The organism is Bacillus sp. ISL-46, from assembly GCF_018613205.1.
The window spans coordinates 219,765-240,116 of record NZ_JAGGQR010000013.1 but is presented as its reverse complement, the minus strand read 5'-3'; the positions used below and the strand labels follow the sequence as shown (position 1 = coordinate 240,116).

Here is a 20,352-nt window from a genome sequence, read left to right as displayed (position 1 = left end):
AAAAAATATAAAAAAAAAAAAAAAAAAAAAAAAAAAAAAAAAAAAATACATGTCATAAAAAAGTACAAAATAGACCTGGATGTGTCCAGTGGTAATATGTATATCCATTAATACCGAAAAGCGCAAGGATTTCTAATCCAAACGCGTTTTCATTTCTAGGTAACAAAAACCGTGGAAATATCATATCCTATTCTGGCTTGTGTTTTAACTATGGAAGGAGAGTAACAATGTATTATTACCCATATCAATATCAAATCTATCCTCCATTGCCCGTTTACCCACCTCAAATGGGGTATCAATTCCAACCAATTCCAAGGAGTTATCCACCAGTAGATGTAAAAATATTTGAAAACTCAGTCAAGTCATTTCGACTATTAATGGCTCAAGGAAGTATTTTGCTAGATCGCTTAGGGGATTTAGTTTTCGCTCGAAAAATGATGAGTGCTGCCCAGGAAGGAAAAAAAGCGGATGTTGATCATTTAATCAGTACCGTCGGATTAAAAGTCCCTGTGATAACTACATTTACGCCAAGTGACATCATCTTCGAACTCACCACACAACCAAACCAAAATAATCCTGCCAGCTGCTGCACTTTAAAGGTGTCCATGAAATGGGGAATTTAATTGTTGAAAACGACTACACGGATTTAAATTTAGGGTAACAAACATGAATAAAGACGGTTCGGCTCCGAATCGTCTTTTTCGCATTATTTAGGATTTGCACTATATTTAATTTTTAAAGTTAATATTGTTACAGCTAAAATTAACGTTACAGCGTTTGCAACAATTATTGGAATATCATTTACAAATAGTCCATACAACATCCACATTAAAACTCCGCTAGTGAACAAGCTGTACATGACTAATGATATTCCTTCTGTATTTTTCTCTTTGATTGTTTTAATTGCCTGTGGTAGGAATGAAAGGGTGGTTAAAATAGCTGCAACATAGCCAAAAAGTGGAACGAGCTCCTGCATTCTTATGTCTCCTTATCTCCATATATCGTTTAAAGTCCATGAATCTAATTTTATTAAGTTGGCTACTCCTCCCTCACTAAATAATTCTACAGAAGTACTTAACGGGTCAGGATATATACGTGTTGTCATTACTGTTTCTCCATCATTGACAAACAACTCTAACGATGACCTGTCAATAAATAGGTGGAGTTTAATAGAATCATGATTTCCATGCACCACACTTGTTCTAATTCCGCCTTCTCCTTTGCCCGAGTAATTTCGGTCCACATAAATTTTACCATCTTTGACATCATAAATTACAGAAGTTTTTTCTTGCCCATCCAATGAACAGCGAACATGGATGCCAAACTTTTCAGCAGAACATTCGTTTAAAGAAAACTCTGCAATAATTTCCAGACATTCCCCCTGGATATGTTCCAAAGTTATTTTTTCTGAAATGTGCGTTTGCGGTACAAAAATGTATTCATTCCGTAACTTCTGCAACTCTTCAACAGGGACCATAGATAAGTTGCCATTGTCATTGAATTTCAATTCACGCGGGATGGTCATTGCTCCTGCCCAACCGTGCTCTTGCTCTGGCATAAGTGATTCCCACATATCCATCCAACCAATAACAACTCTTCTTCCTTTGTCATCTAGAAAAGATTGACCTGCATAAAAATCGAACCCTTTATCTAATTCCAAAAATTCACCGTGAGAAAATTTCTTGGAATGGTAATCAAACTCTCCAATTAAACAACCATTTTGGTATAGATTTTGGTATTGGTCTCCTTCAGGTTCAACTCCCTGGGGTGAAAAAAGGAGAATTTGTTTTCCGGCTAATTCAAAGAAATCAGGACATTCAAACATATAGCCAAGTTTGCCTGTACTCTCTGCTAAGACACCTTGATAATTCCAAGAAATTAAATCGTTAGATTCATATAAAACTACTCTTCCGAGGTTATCCTTTTGACTTCCGATTACCATATACCATTTATCTTCATGCTTCCAGACCTTTGGATCACGAAAATGGGGCGAGCCGTCGCTTGGAGGTTCCGCAATGACAGGGTTATTCGGATGTTTTTCAAAATGGATACCATCGTTACTTTCCGCAATACACTGATATTCGATAAATTCATCTGTTTCCTCGTTCATTATAACGTGTCCAGTGTAAATCAATGTTAATTTGCCATCATTGTCAACTGCACTGCCAGAAAAACATCCACTTTTGTCATACTCTTCACCTGGGGCCAATGCTATCGGAAGATGCTCCCACAACACCAAATCCTTACTTTTCACATGTCCCCAGTGAATCGGACCGCCTTTTTCGCTAAATGGATGATGTTGAAAAAACACGTGATACTCCCCGTTCCACTGAATCACGCCATTTGGGTCATTAATCCAGTTTGCAGGAGCCATAATATGATAACCAAGACGAAATGGAGTATTTTTTACTAATTTACTCGCCTCCTCGATGGCGATTTCTGCTTTTGACAAACGTTGTTGATGACTCTGTTCCATGAATATCCCTCACTTTTTTTATCTACAAAAAAGAAAAACGATGAAGCCATTTAACTCATTGGTTTTCATCGTTCCCTTATAACAATTTATGGACTTTAACTATCAAAAACTATAGTTCTTTCAAATGCCAAACAAAACTTTGAAAGTCTCCCTTTATTTCCACCGGAATAGCGAGTCCAACATAAGAGAGTTCATCCCCGCCAAATACTTGATCAGTACCGTCAACTCGATATTGTTTTGAATGATCAATTCCCTTTAGCCTTAAAACTGCAGTTGGTGCAGCTGGTTCTGCCAAAACCCGGAAATAATAGACGATTGCTTCTGTCTTGTCCTTAGTAGTGAAAAGCCAAGATGTCTCATTTCCTTCAAATGGACTTTGCAATCGATAAAAATCACCAAACTGGATTAATTGACGAATTTCCTTATAGTGAGAAACTTGCTCTTTGACAATTTCTTTTTCATCCTCTGATAGATTCGATAAATCAAGTTCATAGCCTAAATTCCCAGACATCGCTACATCGCCACGCATCTGTATAGACGGACTGCGATGAACCTGATGATTCGGAACAGCAGATACGTGTGAGCCCATGGTAACAATCGGGTAAACAAGACTTGTGCCATATTGAATTTTTAACCGTGAGACAGCATCCGTATTGTCACTTGTCCATGTCTGCGGCATGTAATAGAGCATTCCCGGATCAAATCTTCCTCCTCCGCCCGAGCAGCTTTCAAATAGAACATGCGGGAAGGAAGATGTGATAGATTCCATCACCTTATATAATCCAAGCATATAACGGTGCGCTGTCTCTCTTTGTCTTTCAGGAGGAAGTGCAGCCGAACCGATTTCGGTCATATGGCGGTTCATATCCCATTTCACATATGAGATTGGGACACTTGCTAAAATATTACAAACTCTCTTTGTAATTTCATAGCAGACATCCTCCCTTGAGAAATCGAGTATTAATTGATTACGACTCTCCGAACGATTGCGCCCTGGAACATGTAGGCACCAATCTGGATGTTCACGGTATAGATCACTGTCAACAGAAACCATTTCCGGTTCAAACCATAGTCCAAAATCCAGTCCCAACTCCTTGACACGAAGAGCGAGATGATTCAAACCTTCGGGAAGTTTCTGGCGATCAACGAACCAATCTCCCAATGAAGATTTATCATCATTTCTCTTACTAAACCACCCATCATCTAAGACAAACAATTCGATTCCTAACTCACGTCCTGTTTCTGCAATATCCAAAATCTTGTCCGCATTAAAATCAAAATAAGTTGCTTCCCAATTGTTCACTAAAATTGGGCGTTCTCTATCCCGGTAATTGCCTCTCACTAAGCGCGTACGGTACAACTCATGAAACGTCCTTGACATACTGCCTACACCTTCTGATGAATATACCATAACAACTTCTGGTGTTTGGAAGGCTTCATTAGGTTCAAGCTTCCAGTTAAAATCAAAGGGATTGATCCCCATAGTGACTCTCGTGTTCCTAAATTGGTCCACTTCCGCCTGCGCCAGGAAATTACCACTGTATACAAAGTTAAAGGCATATACTTCTCCTGAATCTTCTGTTGTGCCTTTCCTTAACAATGCAATAAAAGGATTATGCTGATGACTGCTGGCACCTCTTGTGCTTTCAACTGACTGGATTCCATGACGGAGCGGCAATCGTTCAATATGTCGTTCCTTTACATGGGCACCATGAAGATGTAAAAAGTCAAATTCTGCATCCCTAAAATCAACACAGAGACTGTGCGCACTTACCAACTTTAGTGACTGACTCCCCTCATTTATAAATCGTACGGAACGTGTAATGACATTAAACTGCTCGAAAACAGTATAACTTAGGATCACTTTCAGGCCGATTAAGGAATCTTCCATTGTAATTTCAAGCGTTTCCGCCTCGTTGTCACTCTCTGTATACGTTGCAGGCAGCCCCTCCAAAGGAGCTTTCCCCTTAAAAATCGAATGGGTTAGGTATCTTAGGTCAGTAATGGTTGAACCGTTTTCGAGCTGGATTTGATAAGCAGGCTTCCTAAAATCTGTATTCCCATACTGCGGATACTCTTGCGGAAGTGTATCCAAGGAGAAAGTCCTGTCATCTTTATGCTGATAAGGGTTTCCTGAGAAACCGCGATCTAAAAACTGCAGAAAATTAGAATGACGATAGGTGTTGATTTTTCGGCCCCAATAAAGGTGCACCAAATATCCTTCATGGAGAATTTCCATGACATAACTTGTATCCTTGGCCTGTAAATGAAACGTTTTATTTTTTGAATCAAATTGGATTCCCATGAAAAACTTCAACTCCTTAACTGCTATTTAATAGCTCCCTTTACCACACCGCCGATAATCCATTTCTGTGCAAAGATGTAGACAATGACCATTGGTGATAGAGCTAATAGGTATGATGCAAATGCTAAATTAAAGTCCGTACCAAACTCAGACTGGAAAATATATTGAACCAAAGGAAGAGTCGCATCTGCCGGATCATTTAAGATGATCAATGGCAGCATAAAGTCGTTCCAAGCCCATAAGCATGTTAAAATTCCAACAGTTGCATTAATCGGGGTTAACAAGGGGAAAATCACTTTCCAAAACACTCCCCAAGTACTGCAGCCGTCTACGATGGCCGCTTCCTCCAGTTCCTTTGGAATCGACCGAATGTATCCTGTGTAAATAAAGATATTTAATGCAGCTCCATACACAATGTATAAAAAGATCAGTCCACCTTGGTTATCCATACCAAAAGCGGCGGTCTGTTTTACCAGTGGTAGCATAATAATCGGAAATGGGATAAACAAGGCACTGACAAAATAGTAATATAGACCTTTGAAAAATTTGCGATGCAAATTTCTGGCGATGGCATAAGCAACCAATGAGTTTGTTAAAATCGTAAAAACAACTGTAATTACTGTAATAAATGCACTGTTTTTTAATGCTGCAAAAAAGTTAGTAGATTCAATCGCCTTTTTAAAGTTATCGAAATGAAAACCTAAAGGAAGAGAAAGTACAGATTGCGCGAGCTCATCAGGTGTTTTTAACGCAATTGAAACTGCAATATATAATGGGAAAAGTATAAATAATGATCCTAATGCAATTAGAATCGTAACTGGCCAATTCGTCTTTTGTTTCAACATTACATATCCATCTCCCTTCTTTGGAGAACCTTGATTTGAAATACAGAGATGATAACAATCACAATAAAATAGATAACTGAGTTGGCTGATTGGTAAGCAAATTCTCCGCCTTGGAAGCCACCTTTATAAATGAGAAGTGAAATGGACTCCGTGGCACGGCCTGGTCCGCCACCTGTTAAGGCAACTACTTGATCAAAAACCATTAAGAAGTTTTTCATAGAAAGCACCATATTGATTGTGAAGAAAGGAGCAATCATTGGAAATGTTATCTTCCAAAATTCCTGCCATTTATTCGCTCCATCGAGACTTGATGCTTCGTATAGTTCTGTTGGAACTGTCTGCAAACCTGATAAATAGAGAATGACATTGAAGGCACATGCTTGCCATACAGCTACAATGACGATTCCTATCCATGCAGAATTTTCACTCCCTAGAATATTAGTCGATAAAAATCCAAGATCCAGTTTATCTCCTATTTGTGGGATTACATTAGAAAATATAAAATTGAAGATAAAACCAACAATTAACACGCCAAGGACATTTGGTAAAAAGTATGCAGCACGAAAAAAATTCTTTCCTTTAATTTTTGCATTTAGTCCCATGGCTATCATTAGACTCAAAACGTTAACGAGTATCGTTGAAATAATCGCAAACTTAAAGGTAAATAAATAAGAATTTAATATGTTAAAGTCCTTAAATAAATTAAAATAATTTTTGAATCCTACAAAGTCGTAAGTGAAACTTAAGCCGTCCCAGTTTGTAAATGAATAATAAATGCCTTGAATAGCTGGAAATGTATGAAAAATAGCGAAAAGGAGAAGTGCAGGTACTGTCATTATATAAAAAGGTAAGTTTTTGAGTTTCATAGTTTTCTTCTTTTCTTTTATCCTAGCAGAGGGAATACTACCGTTTTTTAAGGCGAAATCTTCTTTACTCACTTCTTTCACTCCTTTATAAAGATGGAGAAATTAGGATTCCCCCACTTTCTCCATGATTAAATTATTATTTACGGTTTGCTACTTTTTCCCATTCGGTATCTAGAGTTTTCAAGTATTGATTAACATTTTTTTTCTGTGTAAGTACTTGCAATTGCTTTTCAAGGGCAACAGCAGTTGGTACATAGTGGTCAGGAAAGTCAACAACTGCACCTTTTTCAAAGCTTACTTTTAATCCTTCTAACTCAGGTGCTTCCTGTACGACACCTGTTTTAGCTGAAAAGGCGTTTTGCTGTGTAAGATATTTTTTCATATTTTCATCACTTAAAAGAAATTCAATGAACTTTTTAGCTTCCTTCGGATGCTTGGTTGTCGCAGACTGCGCCAGTAATAAATCGACTCCTGATACAACCTTTGAGTCACCAATTGGGTAAGGGAATACGCCTACCTCAATGTTTGGATTTGCTTTTTTAATTTCTGGAATCGCCCAAATACCTTGAAGATACATAGCAGACTCACCTTTTGCAAAGGCTACATTTCCGTCATTATACGCTTTACCAGCCTGATCTTTATGGCCATATTTGAGCAAGGTTACTAGCTTTTCAGCTGCTTCCTTGTGCCCTTCTGCAAATTTCGTATCTTTCTTATCTAACTTTTTAAAGAAATCTTCTCCCTGTGTGTTTGCTGCGAGCACATTGTAAGCGGGCAAGGCCGTCCATGCATCTTTAAAGGTAAAGTAAAATGGAATTTTTCCTGCAGCTTTTACTTTTTCCGCTGCCGCGATAAACGCTTCCCAAGTTGTTGGTACTTCAATGCCTAACTCTTTGAAAATAGCTTTGTTATAAATTACTGCATTGGCATTTGCCGCATACGGGATTCCATATACTTTGTCCTGTTTTGAAATATCCTTTAACATGTCAATATACGCTGGCTGAATATCATTTAATGCGCTGTCTTTCGAAACATCTTTAAATGCTCCAGCCTTTGAAATCTCTGCATATGATACATCCCCGCCCATCCCGATGACATCTGGGAGATCACGTTTGGCTACCCGTGTTTTTAATACGGTTACAGCATCTGGTGGATTAGTAACAACAATATCAATATTTGGGTTTTCTTTTTCAAATTTTTTGGCTAATTCATTAAATGTACCTTTTGCTTCGGATTTGTACTCTAAAAACTCAATTTTAACCTTTCCATTTGCACCGCCTGAAGCTTCATCCTTGCTGCCGCACCCTGCTAGAACAGACAGAGCAAGCATACCAGTTGCTACTAACGAGATTGATTTTTTCATAGAAAACCCCTCCAAGATTTAATAGTTTTTTATTTTTATCTAACAAATGGATTTGGATACGATTACAAAAATGTATCTGATAACCTTACCGAATCCATTCGAATAACCTTATTATGATTTTTTGGCGCTGACACTATCTCGAATAATTAACTCCGTTGGAAGGACTACCTTCAGCGGTACGGATCTTCCCTTTAAACGATCATAGAGCATTTTTACCGCTGTTTTCCCCATTTCATCCCCATGTACTTTTACAGTTGAAAGACGCGGATTCATGAAAGCAGCAGCTTCGATATCATCAAAGCTAAACACCGATACTTCTTCCGGAACTTTGATACTTGCTTCATGCAGGGCCCGAAGCACCCCTAAAGCCATGGGATCACTTCCTACTACAATCGCACTTGGCATCTGGCCAGTTTCAATTAATTGTTTCGTTAAAGTATACCCACTGGTTGGTCCCCAATCAGCCTCTAAGACTTTAGCAGGATTGTATAGCCCCTTCTCTTTCATGATTTTTTCGAAAGCATTTTTCCTCGTATCTTCTTTTTCAATGGTTTTATTACTGCTAACCCCGAAGACCAATCCTTTTCCGCCTAAATAGGCGATATCTGAATGACCAAGGCTAAATAAATGCTCTAAAACTTGGTATGTTGCTCCCTCTAAATCAGAAATCACGGTATCAACATTATTCTCACGAGGTAAATAGTCCACAGCTACAATGTTGTTATTCTCATAGTAAATTTCTTTTAAATCTTCTATATCCACATCTCCAATAACAATGAGACCATCTAAACCACTCAAGCCCTCTGCTGTAATGTTGCTCTTTCCAACTGTCATCGTAGAAATGATATTTAGGGAATAATCATTACAAGTACTTTCTACCCCAAGTCGGATAGACTGAAAATACGGGTCTATTGTTTCATCATTTAAAATGATTAAACCAATATTATAGGATTCGGTTTTTTTATCAGCTTTTACAGTCTTTTTTCTCAAAGGTTTATAATTTAACTCATTGACCACTTCGATAACTTTTTTTCGGGTTTCCTCTGCCACAGAAAGTGTGGGATCGTTGTTCAATATCCTTGATACCGTTGCCGTTGAAACATTTGCCTGCTCCGCTATGTCTTTAATAGTTGCCATTCTCACACATCTTTTCTTTTAGTTAACTTAACTAAATTTATTATTATTAATATACCACCGTTACCGCTTACATTCAACATATTTTCTAGAATATCAGTTAAATTTCGTGAAATTTTCATCATTTTAAGTAAAACCGGCTAATTTTACTAGTTATGTTTACTAATAAAAAAAGGTAAAGTAACTAGTTTACTTTACCCTGAAATATACGCTTATATGTTATAACACATCTTTAGTACCAAATTGTAGAATGCCTGCTTATATTTGTAGTAAACCGACTTTTTAAAAAAAAGGCTTTGTTAATTAGTGTTGTTGTTTTAGGAAAAAAAGTGATTCCTAACGTGGATCCATTCAAATCCAAAGCTACTTCGGTCTCCAAGACTTCATGATGACCACTTTGATATTTTCTTTTTGGTTACGTCCCCATGATCACCCCATGAGGACTTTCTTTCCATTGATTGAGGACAGTTGCCTCCGTTTCATGAGGCGTATTGTCCTCAAGAGCCGTGATTGTGGACAGTTCCCACCGACTCTCGGGAGTTTTGTCCTCAAGATCCGTAATTGTGGACAGTCCCTCCGTCGCCATGAACATTCAAAGGCAGCCTTAATCACTTTCCATCGCCAATTGGAATATATAAAATCAACAAAAGGTTACTAATAGAGCTAAAAAAAAAAATAAAAAAGGGGCAAATGCCCCTTTTTAATTACTTCAATAAATATACCCTTGTTTCATAAGGCTTTAGCGTGGAATCTTTCCGTAGTTTCTTATCCGCAACATCATAATTGTGAAGGACAAGCTTAGAATTAGAATAGGATAAGCCGCCTGGAACACGAAACCTTGTTGATTTTTCACTAAAATTGTTAATCACAACCGCCTTATGCTTACCTAATCGGCGAGTGTAAACAAATAGCTTCGGATGATTGGCTAATAACAATTCGTAAGTGCCGTAAACAAATAGTGGATTGTCTTTTCTTAGGCGAATCAATTTTTTATAAAAAGATAAAATAGAGTCAGGGTCATTTACCTGTGCTTCTATGTTAATCTCTGTGTAATTAGGATTTACACCGAGCCAGGTTTGGTCCGCCGTTGTAAACCCACCCTTGTTTGTTGCATCCCATTGCATCGGAGTCCGGGCATTGTCACGGCATTGCTTCCAAATGATGTCCATAATTTCATCGTGAGAACGGCCTTTGGCTGTTTCAATCTTGTAGTAATTAACCATTCCAACATCATTGTAATCTTCAATAGAAGGGAATTGGACGTTGGTCATCCCAATTTCCTGGCCTTGGTAAATAAACGGAGTACCCTTCATGAGGAAGTACATGGCGCCAAGCATTTTCGCACTTTCTTTCCAATATTCCTGTTCATTTCCCCAGCTTGAAACTCGGCGCGGCTGGTCATGGTTTTCGATAAACAAGGCATTCCAACCCTTACCCTCAAGACCCATTTGCCATTTGGTTAAATTCTTTTTCAACGCACGTACGTTGACACGGCCCTCTGAATCTTTATCCCACAGGCCTAAAAACTCAAATTGAAAAATCATATTGAAATAACCGTTTTCTTCGCCAACCCAGCGATCGGCGTCATCAAGCCCGACACCGTTTGCTTCTCCGACCGTCATCACATCATAGTTTTTGATCGTTTTTTGCGAGAGCTCCGTTAACCAGTCATCAATACCTTCCACATTCATCATATATGGAAAGCAGGATACATAATCTTGATTTTCTGGATTTGGCATATCTGGGAATCCCGATTCCTTTTTGATATGAGAAATCGCATCGACCCGGAAGCCGTCGATTCCTTTATCCAGCCACCAATTGACCATATCGTGCAAGGCATTTCTTACCTCAGGGTTTTCCCAATTCAAATCAGGCTGGCGGGCGGAGAAGATGTGCATGAAATATTGCGCTGTTTCTTCATCATATTTCCATGCAGAACCACTGAAGATAGATTCCCAGTTGTTCGGTTCCTTGCCATCCTTACCTTCTCTCCAAATGTACCAATCACGCTTCGGGTTGTCTTTAGAGGAGCGGGACTCAATAAACCAAGGGTGTTCGTCGCTCGTATGATTGATGACCAAATCAAGGATCAATTTCATGCCGCGCTTATGCACTTCTTCAAGCAGCTCATCAAAATCAGCCATCGTTCCGAATTCATCCATAATATCTTGATAATCGGAAATATCATACCCATTATCGTCGTTCGGTGATTTGTACATCGGAGAAAGCCAAATAACATCGATGCCTAACTCTTTTAGGTAGTCTAATTTTGACGTAACTCCTTTTAAATCCCCAATTCCGTCCCCATTGCTATCCATGAAGCTTCGGGGATAGACTTGATAAGCGACACTTTCTTTCCACCATTTTTTATTCATTCTCGCACCTCTATTTTTAAAAAGTAAGACCCCTTACACCCACCACATTTGTGAAACGGGCTCTTCAATTAAGACAGACTTCAAATTAACGACTGCACGTTTGAATCCTTCTTCAATCGACATAATCGGATCCTCGTGTTCAATGCTGACAACATAATCATAACCATAAGTACGGAGCGCACTCATCATGTCAGACCATTCTTTTAAACTATGTCCGCAGCCAACCGAACGGAAGGACCAAGCACGTGTACGTACTTCCCCATACGGTTGCATATCAGTTAATCCATACATATTCACATTTTCCTGATCAATGTATGTGTCTTTTGCATGGAAATGGTGAATGGCATTTTCTTTGGCTAAAATTTTAATAGCAGCAACTGGATCAATTCCCTGCCACCATAGGTGACTTGGGTCTAAGTTAGCGCCAATGGCATCACAGGTTTCCTCACGCAGCTTCAAGAGTGTATATGGTGTGTGGACTAAAAAACCTCCGTGTAGTTCAAGGCCTATTTTCACGTTGTGCTCCTTAGCAAATTGGCCAACTTCCTTCCAATAAGGAATCAGTTTTTCTTCCCATTGCCACTTTAACACGTCGCCATATTCATTAGGCCAAGGTGTTACAGGCCAATTTGGATATTTCGCCCCTTCATGATCTCCTGCTGTTCCTGAAAAACAGTTAACAACCGGCACTTCGAGAAGCGAAGCAAGTTTAATCGTTTTTAAGAGTGTTTCATGCGAGTTGTTAGCAAATTCTTTTTCAGGAGAAATCGGGTTTCCATGACAGCTGAATGCACTGATTACCAGTCCGCGTTCCTCTACCTTTTGGATATACTCACGTCTATCCTCTTCACTTTCCAATAACCCATCTAAATCACAGTGGTTGTTTCCAGGATAGCATCCCGTTCCTATTTCAACTGCATGTAGTCCGGCTTCTTTAACTGTATCAAGCATTTCCTCGAATGATTTTTCAGCAAATAATACGGTAAAAACTCCAAGTCTCATAATGAATTCCCCTCTCTATAACTGCTCGCTCTTTATACGATTGATCCGTGATAGGTAACTTGTAGACATCAATAGAGAGATGGCGGCCCAGTATGGTCCACCACCCTTCTTATCTAACGCAAAATTATGATAGCTCGCTCACTTTAACAATTTGTTTTGTTTCACTTGATTGAAGGGCTGCTAAAATCACCTCTAGTGATTTTTTTCCTTCCTCACCAGGAACAGGTGGCTCTTGGTTATGAATAACAGCATCTACAAAATGGTTGATTACATGTGTCGTACGTTGGCCGCCCGCAGCATTCGACTGAATTTTTCCAAGCTGATAATTTACGACTTCACCGTTGACATATTGAACGACAAGTGAATTAGTTGGATCATCCTCTAACCGTAGAATGGCTTTTTCACCATAAATAATCGTTGAATTATCTTCCTTACTGACATAAGCCCAACTTGCCGCAAGTGTTCCGATAATCCCGCTTTCTGTTTTTAATACACAAACCGCATTGTCATCAACATCAGCAAATTCTTTGGCACTTGTTTCAACGAAAGAACCCACCTCGGTAATTTCTTCACCTAGTACATACCTCAGTAAATCGGTCTTATGGACACCTAAATCGCCCATTGCACCAACGAAGGCTTTTTCTTTTTCAAAAAACCAGCTTTCTTTCCCATCTACACTCCATCCCTCTGGACCGCCATGCCCGAATGCTGTGCGGAAACTATAAATTTTGCCGATTTCCCCGCTTGCAATCAGCTGACGTGCTCTTTGATGGGAAGGGACAAAACGCTGATTATGAGCAATCATTAACTTCTTGCCACTTTCTTTGGCCGCGGCAATCATTGCTTCGGCTTCTTGTTTAGAAGTTGCCATTGGTTTTTCACAAAGAACATGAAGGCCGGCATTTAAGGCAGCAATCGAAATTGGGGCATGAAGATAGTTTGGTGTACAAACGCTGACTGCATCAACCGTTCCGCTGCTTAATAACTCTTCATAGTTTGTGTAAGCAGTGACTTCATATTTCTCTGCTATTTCCTTAACCCGGCTTTCATTGATATCACAAACAGCCACTAGCTCTACATTTTGGTTCGCTTTATATTCAGGTAAATGACGATGCTGGGCAATACTGCCACATCCGATTACTCCAACTTTTAACTTTTTCATTATTTTTGTCCCCCTTTGATTGGTTCTAATGGTTTCGCATTTCCGTAGACAGGACGTTCCCTTTTGACAGGCGCGGCCCATTTTACTGCATTGATAATCACGCGTTGAATTTGCTCGTTATGGTAGGTTGGATAGGTTTCGTGGCCCGGTCTGAAATAAAATACTTTCCCATTTCCACGTTTGTATGTACAGCCACTGCGGAATACTTCGCCGCCTTCAAACCAGCTTGTAAAAATAAGCTCATCCGGCTGTGGGATATCAAAATGCTCCCCATACATTTCTTCTTTTTCTAATTCAATATATTCATTGATTTCTTCTGTTATCGGATGGCTTGGACTCACCACCCAAAGTCGTTCTTTTTCATCAGCTTCCCGCCACTTTAAATCACAGCTGGTCCCCATTAATGTTTTAAAGATTTTTGAAAAATGGCCAGAATGGAGAACAATCAGTCCCATTCCATCTAGAACACGCTGTTGTACTTTCTGTACTACTTCATCTTTCACTTCTCCATGTGCTAGATGTCCCCACCAAACTAATACATCGGTAGCAGCTAGTACATCATCGGTTAAGCCATGTTCCGGCTCATCAAGAGTAGCCGTTCTTGTTACAATTCCTTCAGACTGAAGGAATTGGGCAATCGTACCATGGATCCCGGTTGGATAAATATCTCTTACGACTGGATTTTTTTGCTCATGACGATTTTCATTCCATACAGTTACCTTTACCATAATCTACCTACTCCTTCTTTATCGTTCACTTTAACTATTATTTTAGAGAAAGAAAAAATTTATGAAACGGCTTACATTGACACGAAGGGTGGAAAATATTGAACCTAATAATCCTTTGACGTTAAATTAAAAACAATTTAGGTGAGAAAAACCCAGAATAATTAATAGTCCATTTATAATTGGTTTGTAATAGATTCCAAAAGAGCTCAAACTCTATCACAAATATTAACAACTATCTCGCTTATATATCTTTATATCAGCCTTTGCAACAACATCAGGCCAACTTAGTTTCAATCGTCGGCAAATTGTCGTACTTAAAACTTGCCCCTTTCTCTTAAACAAATCATATTCTGTTTGTTTCGTTGATCCGATTCGAAGCAATTCTTTTTTTAAATCCTCAAGGGTTTCTTCGTTTGATTTCAATAAAACTACCCCCATTTATTGCAGCCGAAACCTGGCATATCATTTAACTTTGGATTTATTTATTAGTCTCTCTTTTGCCAGCCATGCTCCTCCAATTACGCCTGCATTATTACCTAATGTAGCAATAACAATCTCTGCACCTTGTGCCACTCTTGGAAAAGTATATAAAACAAATTCCTCTTTCAAAGGTCCTAACAAAGTGTCGCCCGCTTTTGAAACGCCGCCTCCAATGACAATTTTTTCGGGATTTAATCCATTAGCTAAATTCGCCAGAGCCAATCCTAAATGGTATACAACCTGTTGAATGACTCGCTTGGCGAGTTCATCCCCTTCGTTTGCAGCATCAAAAACCAGCTTGGCCGATATAGTTTGATGTTTCTCGTAATAGTCTCTTAATTTACTAATATCATTGGTAGAAGCTAATTTCTCTAGTACTAATCGGGTAATTCCTGTTGCGGATGCTACAGTTTCTAAACATCCTGATTTCCCACAATTACAAGGTGAGCCGTTTCTAGGAACAGATGTAATATGACCAATTTCACCACCAGCTCCATTTACACCATGCACAATCTCACCATTGACGATAATCCCGCCTCCGACACCAGTTCCTAATGTTACACAGATTAAGTTTTTAGCTCCTTTGCCAGCACCCTTCCACATTTCACCGATTGCCGCAATATTAGCATCATTTTCTACAGCAACCGGCAAGGAAGTTTCCCGCTCGAGAATAGCTTGTAAAGGGAATTTCCTCCATCCCAAGTTAACAGCCACCTCAATGGAACCATCCACATTAACAGGACCCGGCGCTCCGATTCCGATACCGATTAGCCTATTTTTTGTTTGATTTAATTCGTTTAACTTTTGGTCAATCGTGCTTGCAATCGTTGTAGGAATATATCGGCCGCTTTCCCTTTTGTCAGTATCTATTTCCCAGCTATAAATGATATCGCCATTCAGACTGATAAATGCCAGTTTAATCGTGGTGCCGCCTAAATCCACACCAACTAACCATTTCGCATCCATATCCATTCACTCTTTTTCATCTTTAAATTTGTGATTTTTTCACATAATTAGCATTTGACTTGAATCTTCTATCATAAATAAAAAAAATTCCAAATTGTTTCCTGCAGCGTCCCCAAAAAATACACTAACTCCACTAAGGGTTTTCCATATTCCTATTATTTCTACAGATTTCGGTGTTTTTCTTTCAAATAATTTATGCTGATTTCAATGCTTTCAAATGGTGTACGGCGGCTTAAATCCTGCTCGACGACCCACCACTGAACACCGGCTTCTTCTCCCATATGCAAAATTGCATCAAGGTCAACGCCGCCTGTACCAAGCTCCGCAAAAAATTGTTCTCCATCTGTCGTCATGTCTTTTAAATGAATGAGCGGGGTTCTCTTTTGATAACGATTGATCCACTCCACCGGCTTTTCGCCTGCTTTTGTCAGCCAATACACATCCAGCTCTGTATACACATTGTCTGCCTTAGTATCATCAAAAATAGCTTCGAGCGCCGTTCTGCCATCAGACATACGATTAAGTTCAAAATCGTGATTGTGATAACAAAGGGTGATGCCCTCCTGACGGCATGTTTCACCAACTTTATCTAATAAAGAGATAAGGGCTTTGTAATCATCCTCGCTGCGACGATCTGGCATTATGTAAGGGCAGACAACATACTTACTTCCTAGTATTTTCTGATCTTCTATAACCCCGGCTAAATTATTTTCCAATAGTTCAAGTGGCACATGGCTCGCTGCTGCCTGAAGGCCAAGCTCATCCAATAACACTTTTACTTCTTTTGCAGGCAATCCACCATACCCGGCAAATTCAACACCATCGAAGCCAAGCTCTGCCACCTTTTTTAAAGTGCCAGCAAAATCTTGCGCGCTTTCTTCCCGCAATGTATACATTTGTACAGCTACTGGAATTTTGATCATCCTTATCCCCCACTTTCTTGGAACATTACTTATTTGATTACATCTTATATTGTATATCTAAAAATAAACATAGATGATATAATTAAAACATCTACTATTTTGCTATTTTTCTATTTTGTTAGAATAGAGGGAGCTTATGACGACAAACATATTTTTTTGCGGCTATTCCTTTCACACAAATGGATATCATTCTCAACATAAATCCGGATACCCTTCGTATCTTTTCAGACTGCAAACAGAAGGTCTCTGCGAAGTAGTCGTGAAGGGGAGAAAAATGGAACTCGCGAAAGGAGACCTACTGCTCATTAAACCTGGGGATCACTACGAACTGCTTGTCAAAGAGGGGCAAAACAGCGGGGATTATCACTTAGTTTGTGAAGGCGCGTGGATGGACGAATGGTGGAGCCGTTCTGAAAAGCCGGATGTTTCCCGAATCGATTTGGATGAAAAGCTGTTGACCTTATGGCGCCAGATCATGATTGAAAAACGCCGTCCATCATCCAGCCAAAACGAAGAGCTCTCCGGCTATTTGCTGCGAGCGCTCTGTTTATCTCTGGAACGGGCTATCAGCGAAACCGGCCGATCCTTCAGTCACCCGTATACGGTGACACGGATGATGCGTTACATTGAGGAGCATGCCACGATCGCCTTTAAAGTGGAGGATGTGGCGCAGCATGCTGGGCTCAGCGTCTCAAGGTCCGTTCATCTATTCAAAAGCAGCGTTGGGAAAACGATGATGGAATACGCGCAGGCAATCCGCTTATCCTCGGCCATTGAGCGGATGAAATACACTACACTGACACTTGAACAGATTGCTGAAGACTGCGGCTTCGGAACCTATCCTTACTTTCATAAGGTATTTAAAAAGAAATACGGCGTTGCTCCTGGTGCATACAGGCGGATAGAATACTAGATTACATGTTTGCCTTATACATGTAATGTTTTAATAAAATTAGAAAAGCTAGAAATCACTGAGTTTCCCACTTCACATCAGTATTTCTAGCTTTTCTATTAATTTTATAAAATCCACATTTATATATCTAAAATAGGATTTTCCCGTCCATTAGGTATGACTTCTTACCCTATCAAAGTCTTTGATGACTTCGTTTGTCTCTGCTGATTTAAAAATCGTTTCCATCAATTGTAAGACACGCAAAACTTCCTCATTTTTGATGATTGGTTCTGCTTTTCCTTCAACTACAGAAATCACATTGTCATAAAAGCTTTCCATCGTCTTATCTACTTTCGGTAAATCCGATGTACTGACAGCTTTTTCAGACGGAGGTGCCATCGTTTTCGTCAACCCTTGCCCGGCTTTAATCGGTTTCGGAGCTTCTACCTCCACTCCCCGATTTTGCGTCACGATTTTACCGTTAATATCCCAATCATGGATGACTGCCGTTCCTGTTGTTCCTTTTGCGTACCACCGCGGCAGTTGAATGAAGTTTGTTGTTCCCACTTCCACTAAAGAGGTGATGCCGTTTTCAAACGTGATAAACACTTGAAAACCATCGTCTACTTCGTTCCCTAAAATATAACTTAAATTGGCATAGACACTCGTAATCTTACTGTCGATCATAAATAGCAGTTGATCTAGTAAATGGACACCCCAGTCCAGCAGCATCCCCCCGCCATATGCCTTCTGATGGCGCCAGTCTCCCGGAATGCCGTTTGCTCCTTGTACCCGTGATTCAATATGAAAGACATCTCCGATAATCAGTTCATCGTATACTTTTTTTATCGTTAGAAAGTCTTCATCCCATCTGCGGTTTTGGTGCACAATAAACGCTCTGTCATTCATTTTTGCAGCCTGCATAATTTCGATTAACTCTTCACTGTAAATAGTGACCGGCTTTTCACAAATTACATGCTTTTTGGCGTTTAAGGCTGCGACAGCGATTTCTTTATGCACATCGTTAGGAGTGGCGATAAGAACAAAATCAACAGAATCGTCGGCTAAAACAGCAGCTAAACTTTCATATACCTTGTATCCATCAGCCAAGGAAGCGGCTCTTCTTTCCCCCAGAATATCATAGGTTCCAACGACATTTATGTTTTGGTTTTCTTTGAGCAGCTTTCCATGATAGCTTCCCATACCACCGTAACCAACTATAACTAAATGATAGTTTCTATTCGTCATTTTTATATCTCCTTTTTTTGCCATCATTTTCTCGATAGGTTTTCTTTAATTCTCACTTCTGCTTTTTCAAAACATTACTTATTTGATTACATCTTATATCTTGGATATGCAAATAAACATAGATAATATAATTGAAATATCTATTATTTTGCTATTTTTCATTCTTCCTTCAAAGTTCAATTAACGTGTTAAATGACCTTTCGCCCATTTTTCGCAAGAATAAAGAAAAGCACTCGGTGCAAATCACATCGAATGCTTCGAATCATCTACTCCCTGCTTATAGTTTGGAAATTTATAAGCACCTAAATGACAGCCATAATGGCATGTTTATTCATTAAAATAAATCGCTTCTCCCGTTTGAGCTGACTTATAGATTACTTCTAGAATTTCAGTAACGTGTGGATTATCGAAAAATAACCAATGTAAAATCGAAGGAAGATATATAACTTAATAGATGAAAAGCAGACGGTATAGCGGGAATCTTTATAGATTCTCGTTACCATCTGCCTTTTGTTCATCTATGGTTAAAGGAATTTGGTGACTGCATGATTGACGTTCAACCAATTTATGAGGAATGATAATGCGCTTGGTTGGTTCTGTTCTGTTTTCTATTTTTTGAATTAAACTCCAGGATGCCTGGTATCCAAGATCAAAAATATTAATATCCATTGAAGTTAAGGGTGGTTTGGACATTTCTGCTAAGAGGACGTTATTAAAACTAACGACTGAGATTTCTTCCGGAACCCTGATTCCCAGCTCATCTAATGTACTAAGTACACCTAGTGCCATTAAGTCATCAACCACTACGAGTGAAGTTGGGCGTTGCTCAAGTGCCATTAACTCACTCACCGCCTCTTGACCGCCTTCCCTTAGGAATTCCTCATGAAGGATATATTCATTTTTTATAGGAATGTTTGCCTTTTTTAAAGCCTGCCTATACCCATTCAACCGGTCAACCGTAACCATTAGTTCTGGGTTCCCTCCAATAAAAGCAATTTTCCGATGGCCATGGTCTATTAAGTATTCAGTAGCTTCTCTCATGGCACGAACATTATCATTATCAACATGTGTGATTTCTTCTGCATCTTTAGAAGGTTTTCCAATAACAACAAAAGGAAAATCCCTTTCTCTTAAGTACGAAATGACTTTATCCTCCACCTTGGAGTTAAGAAGAATCATGCCATCTACTCTTTTCCCTTGTACCATATTAATAACTGCTTCAAGTGTTTCCTTTTCTAATTTCCCTGTTGTCATTTGCAAAGCATATTTTTTTTCACGGGCCCCCTCACTTATTCCCTGTAAAATAGAAGGGAAAAACGGATTCTGAAAAACGACATCTCCAGAACTCGGCATGACAAGCCCTATTGTTTGGGTTGATTGACTGGCAAGACTTCTGGCATTTTGGTTAGGATGATACCCTAGCTGTTCCATTGCTTTTTTAACTTTTCGTTTCGTTGCTTCACTAATTCGTGAATTATTGGCAATTACTCTTGAAACAGTTGATGGTGCGACATCTGCAAGCTTTGCCACATCCTTGATGGTAACAGCCATTTCTTCTCCCCTCTCATTCGAAGTTAATTGATTCTA

At 39.3% G+C, this 20,352-nt stretch carries 18 protein-coding genes; 2 read left to right on the top strand and 16 right to left on the bottom strand.

All coding sequences use genetic code 11. From position 1 onward, the window contains the following. Positions 1-227: 227 nt before the first annotated feature. Entirely contained in the window at positions 228-623 is a 396-nt protein-coding gene (locus J7E67_RS08100; protein WP_214715177.1) for a YuzC family spore coat inner layer protein, read from the top strand. Positions 624-706: 83 nt separating this feature from the next. Here the strand turns inward: J7E67_RS08100 and J7E67_RS08095 are convergent, their stop codons facing one another. From J7E67_RS08095 to J7E67_RS08030, 14 genes are all read right to left on the bottom strand, one after another. Further along, on the bottom strand, positions 707-976 hold the full coding sequence (locus tag J7E67_RS08095; protein WP_214715176.1) for a SemiSWEET transporter: 270 nt from the start codon (positions 974-976) through the stop codon (positions 707-709). A gap of 12 nt (positions 977-988) precedes the next feature. Next, a complete protein-coding gene (locus J7E67_RS08090) occupies positions 989-2,476 on the bottom strand; it encodes a glycoside hydrolase family 32 protein (protein ID WP_214715175.1) in 1,488 nt (495 codons plus the stop codon). Between the two features lie 109 nt (positions 2,477-2,585). Beyond that, positions 2,586-4,781 carry an alpha-galactosidase gene (locus J7E67_RS08085; RefSeq protein ID WP_214731333.1) on the bottom strand — a complete coding sequence of 732 codons (2,196 nt, stop codon included), beginning with the start codon at positions 4,779-4,781 and terminating at the stop codon, positions 2,586-2,588. 23 nt (positions 4,782-4,804) lie between these two features. Further along, a complete protein-coding gene (locus tag J7E67_RS08080) occupies positions 4,805-5,626 on the bottom strand; it encodes a carbohydrate ABC transporter permease (protein ID WP_374102973.1) in 822 nt (273 codons plus the stop codon). Continuing rightward, a complete protein-coding gene (locus J7E67_RS08075) occupies positions 5,626-6,492 on the bottom strand; it encodes a carbohydrate ABC transporter permease (protein ID WP_214715370.1) in 867 nt (288 codons plus the stop codon). The genes J7E67_RS08080 and J7E67_RS08075 overlap by 1 nt, the downstream gene beginning before the upstream one ends. Before the next feature lie 136 nt (positions 6,493-6,628). Next, entirely contained in the window at positions 6,629-7,855 is a 1,227-nt protein-coding gene (locus J7E67_RS08070; protein ID WP_214715173.1) for an ABC transporter substrate-binding protein, read from the bottom strand. Positions 7,856-7,966: 111 nt separating this feature from the next. Then, complete coding sequence (locus J7E67_RS08065) at positions 7,967-8,992, bottom strand: LacI family DNA-binding transcriptional regulator (RefSeq protein ID WP_214715171.1); 1,026 nt, start codon at positions 8,990-8,992, stop codon at positions 7,967-7,969. Positions 8,993-9,693: 701 nt separating this feature from the next. Continuing rightward, the gene (locus tag J7E67_RS08060; protein ID WP_214715170.1) at positions 9,694-11,364 is read right to left on the bottom strand and encodes a glycoside hydrolase family 13 protein; all 1,671 of its coding nucleotides are present in this window, start codon (positions 11,362-11,364) and stop codon (positions 9,694-9,696) included. A 33-nt stretch (positions 11,365-11,397) separates the two neighbouring features. After that, complete coding sequence (locus J7E67_RS08055; RefSeq protein ID WP_214715169.1) at positions 11,398-12,366, bottom strand: sugar phosphate isomerase/epimerase family protein; 969 nt, start codon at positions 12,364-12,366, stop codon at positions 11,398-11,400. Positions 12,367-12,490: 124 nt separating this feature from the next. Further along, positions 12,491-13,528, bottom strand: a complete 1,038-nt coding sequence (locus J7E67_RS08050) for a Gfo/Idh/MocA family protein (protein WP_214715168.1) — start codon at positions 13,526-13,528, stop codon at positions 12,491-12,493. Continuing rightward, a complete protein-coding gene (locus J7E67_RS08045; protein ID WP_214715167.1) occupies positions 13,528-14,256 on the bottom strand; it encodes a ThuA domain-containing protein in 729 nt (242 codons plus the stop codon). The genes J7E67_RS08050 and J7E67_RS08045 overlap by 1 nt, the downstream gene beginning before the upstream one ends. Before the next feature lie 225 nt (positions 14,257-14,481). Further along, positions 14,482-14,679 (bottom strand): hypothetical protein, encoded by a 198-nt coding sequence (locus J7E67_RS08040; RefSeq protein ID WP_214715166.1) that lies wholly within the window; start codon positions 14,677-14,679, stop codon positions 14,482-14,484. A gap of 39 nt (positions 14,680-14,718) precedes the next feature. After that, the gene (locus J7E67_RS08035; RefSeq protein WP_214715165.1) at positions 14,719-15,702 is read right to left on the bottom strand and encodes an ROK family glucokinase; all 984 of its coding nucleotides are present in this window, start codon (positions 15,700-15,702) and stop codon (positions 14,719-14,721) included. Between the two features lie 161 nt (positions 15,703-15,863). Then, positions 15,864-16,625 carry a sugar phosphate isomerase/epimerase family protein gene (locus tag J7E67_RS08030; RefSeq protein ID WP_214715163.1) on the bottom strand — a complete coding sequence of 254 codons (762 nt, stop codon included), beginning with the start codon at positions 16,623-16,625 and terminating at the stop codon, positions 15,864-15,866. Positions 16,626-16,761: 136 nt separating this feature from the next. On the opposite strand from J7E67_RS08030, the gene J7E67_RS08025 reads away from it, so the two are divergent. Beyond that, positions 16,762-17,538, top strand: coding sequence for an AraC family transcriptional regulator (locus J7E67_RS08025; RefSeq protein WP_214715162.1), 777 nt, complete (start codon positions 16,762-16,764; stop codon positions 17,536-17,538). Positions 17,539-17,688: 150 nt separating this feature from the next. Here the strand turns inward: J7E67_RS08025 and J7E67_RS08020 are convergent, their stop codons facing one another. Together J7E67_RS08020 and J7E67_RS08015 are read right to left on the bottom strand one after the other, a co-directional pair. Next, entirely contained in the window at positions 17,689-18,765 is a 1,077-nt protein-coding gene (locus J7E67_RS08020) for a Gfo/Idh/MocA family protein (RefSeq protein WP_214715161.1), read from the bottom strand. Positions 18,766-19,248: 483 nt separating this feature from the next. Further along, on the bottom strand, positions 19,249-20,316 hold the full coding sequence (locus tag J7E67_RS08015; RefSeq protein WP_214715160.1) for a LacI family DNA-binding transcriptional regulator: 1,068 nt from the start codon (positions 20,314-20,316) through the stop codon (positions 19,249-19,251). Between the last annotated feature and the right edge of the window lie 36 nt (positions 20,317-20,352).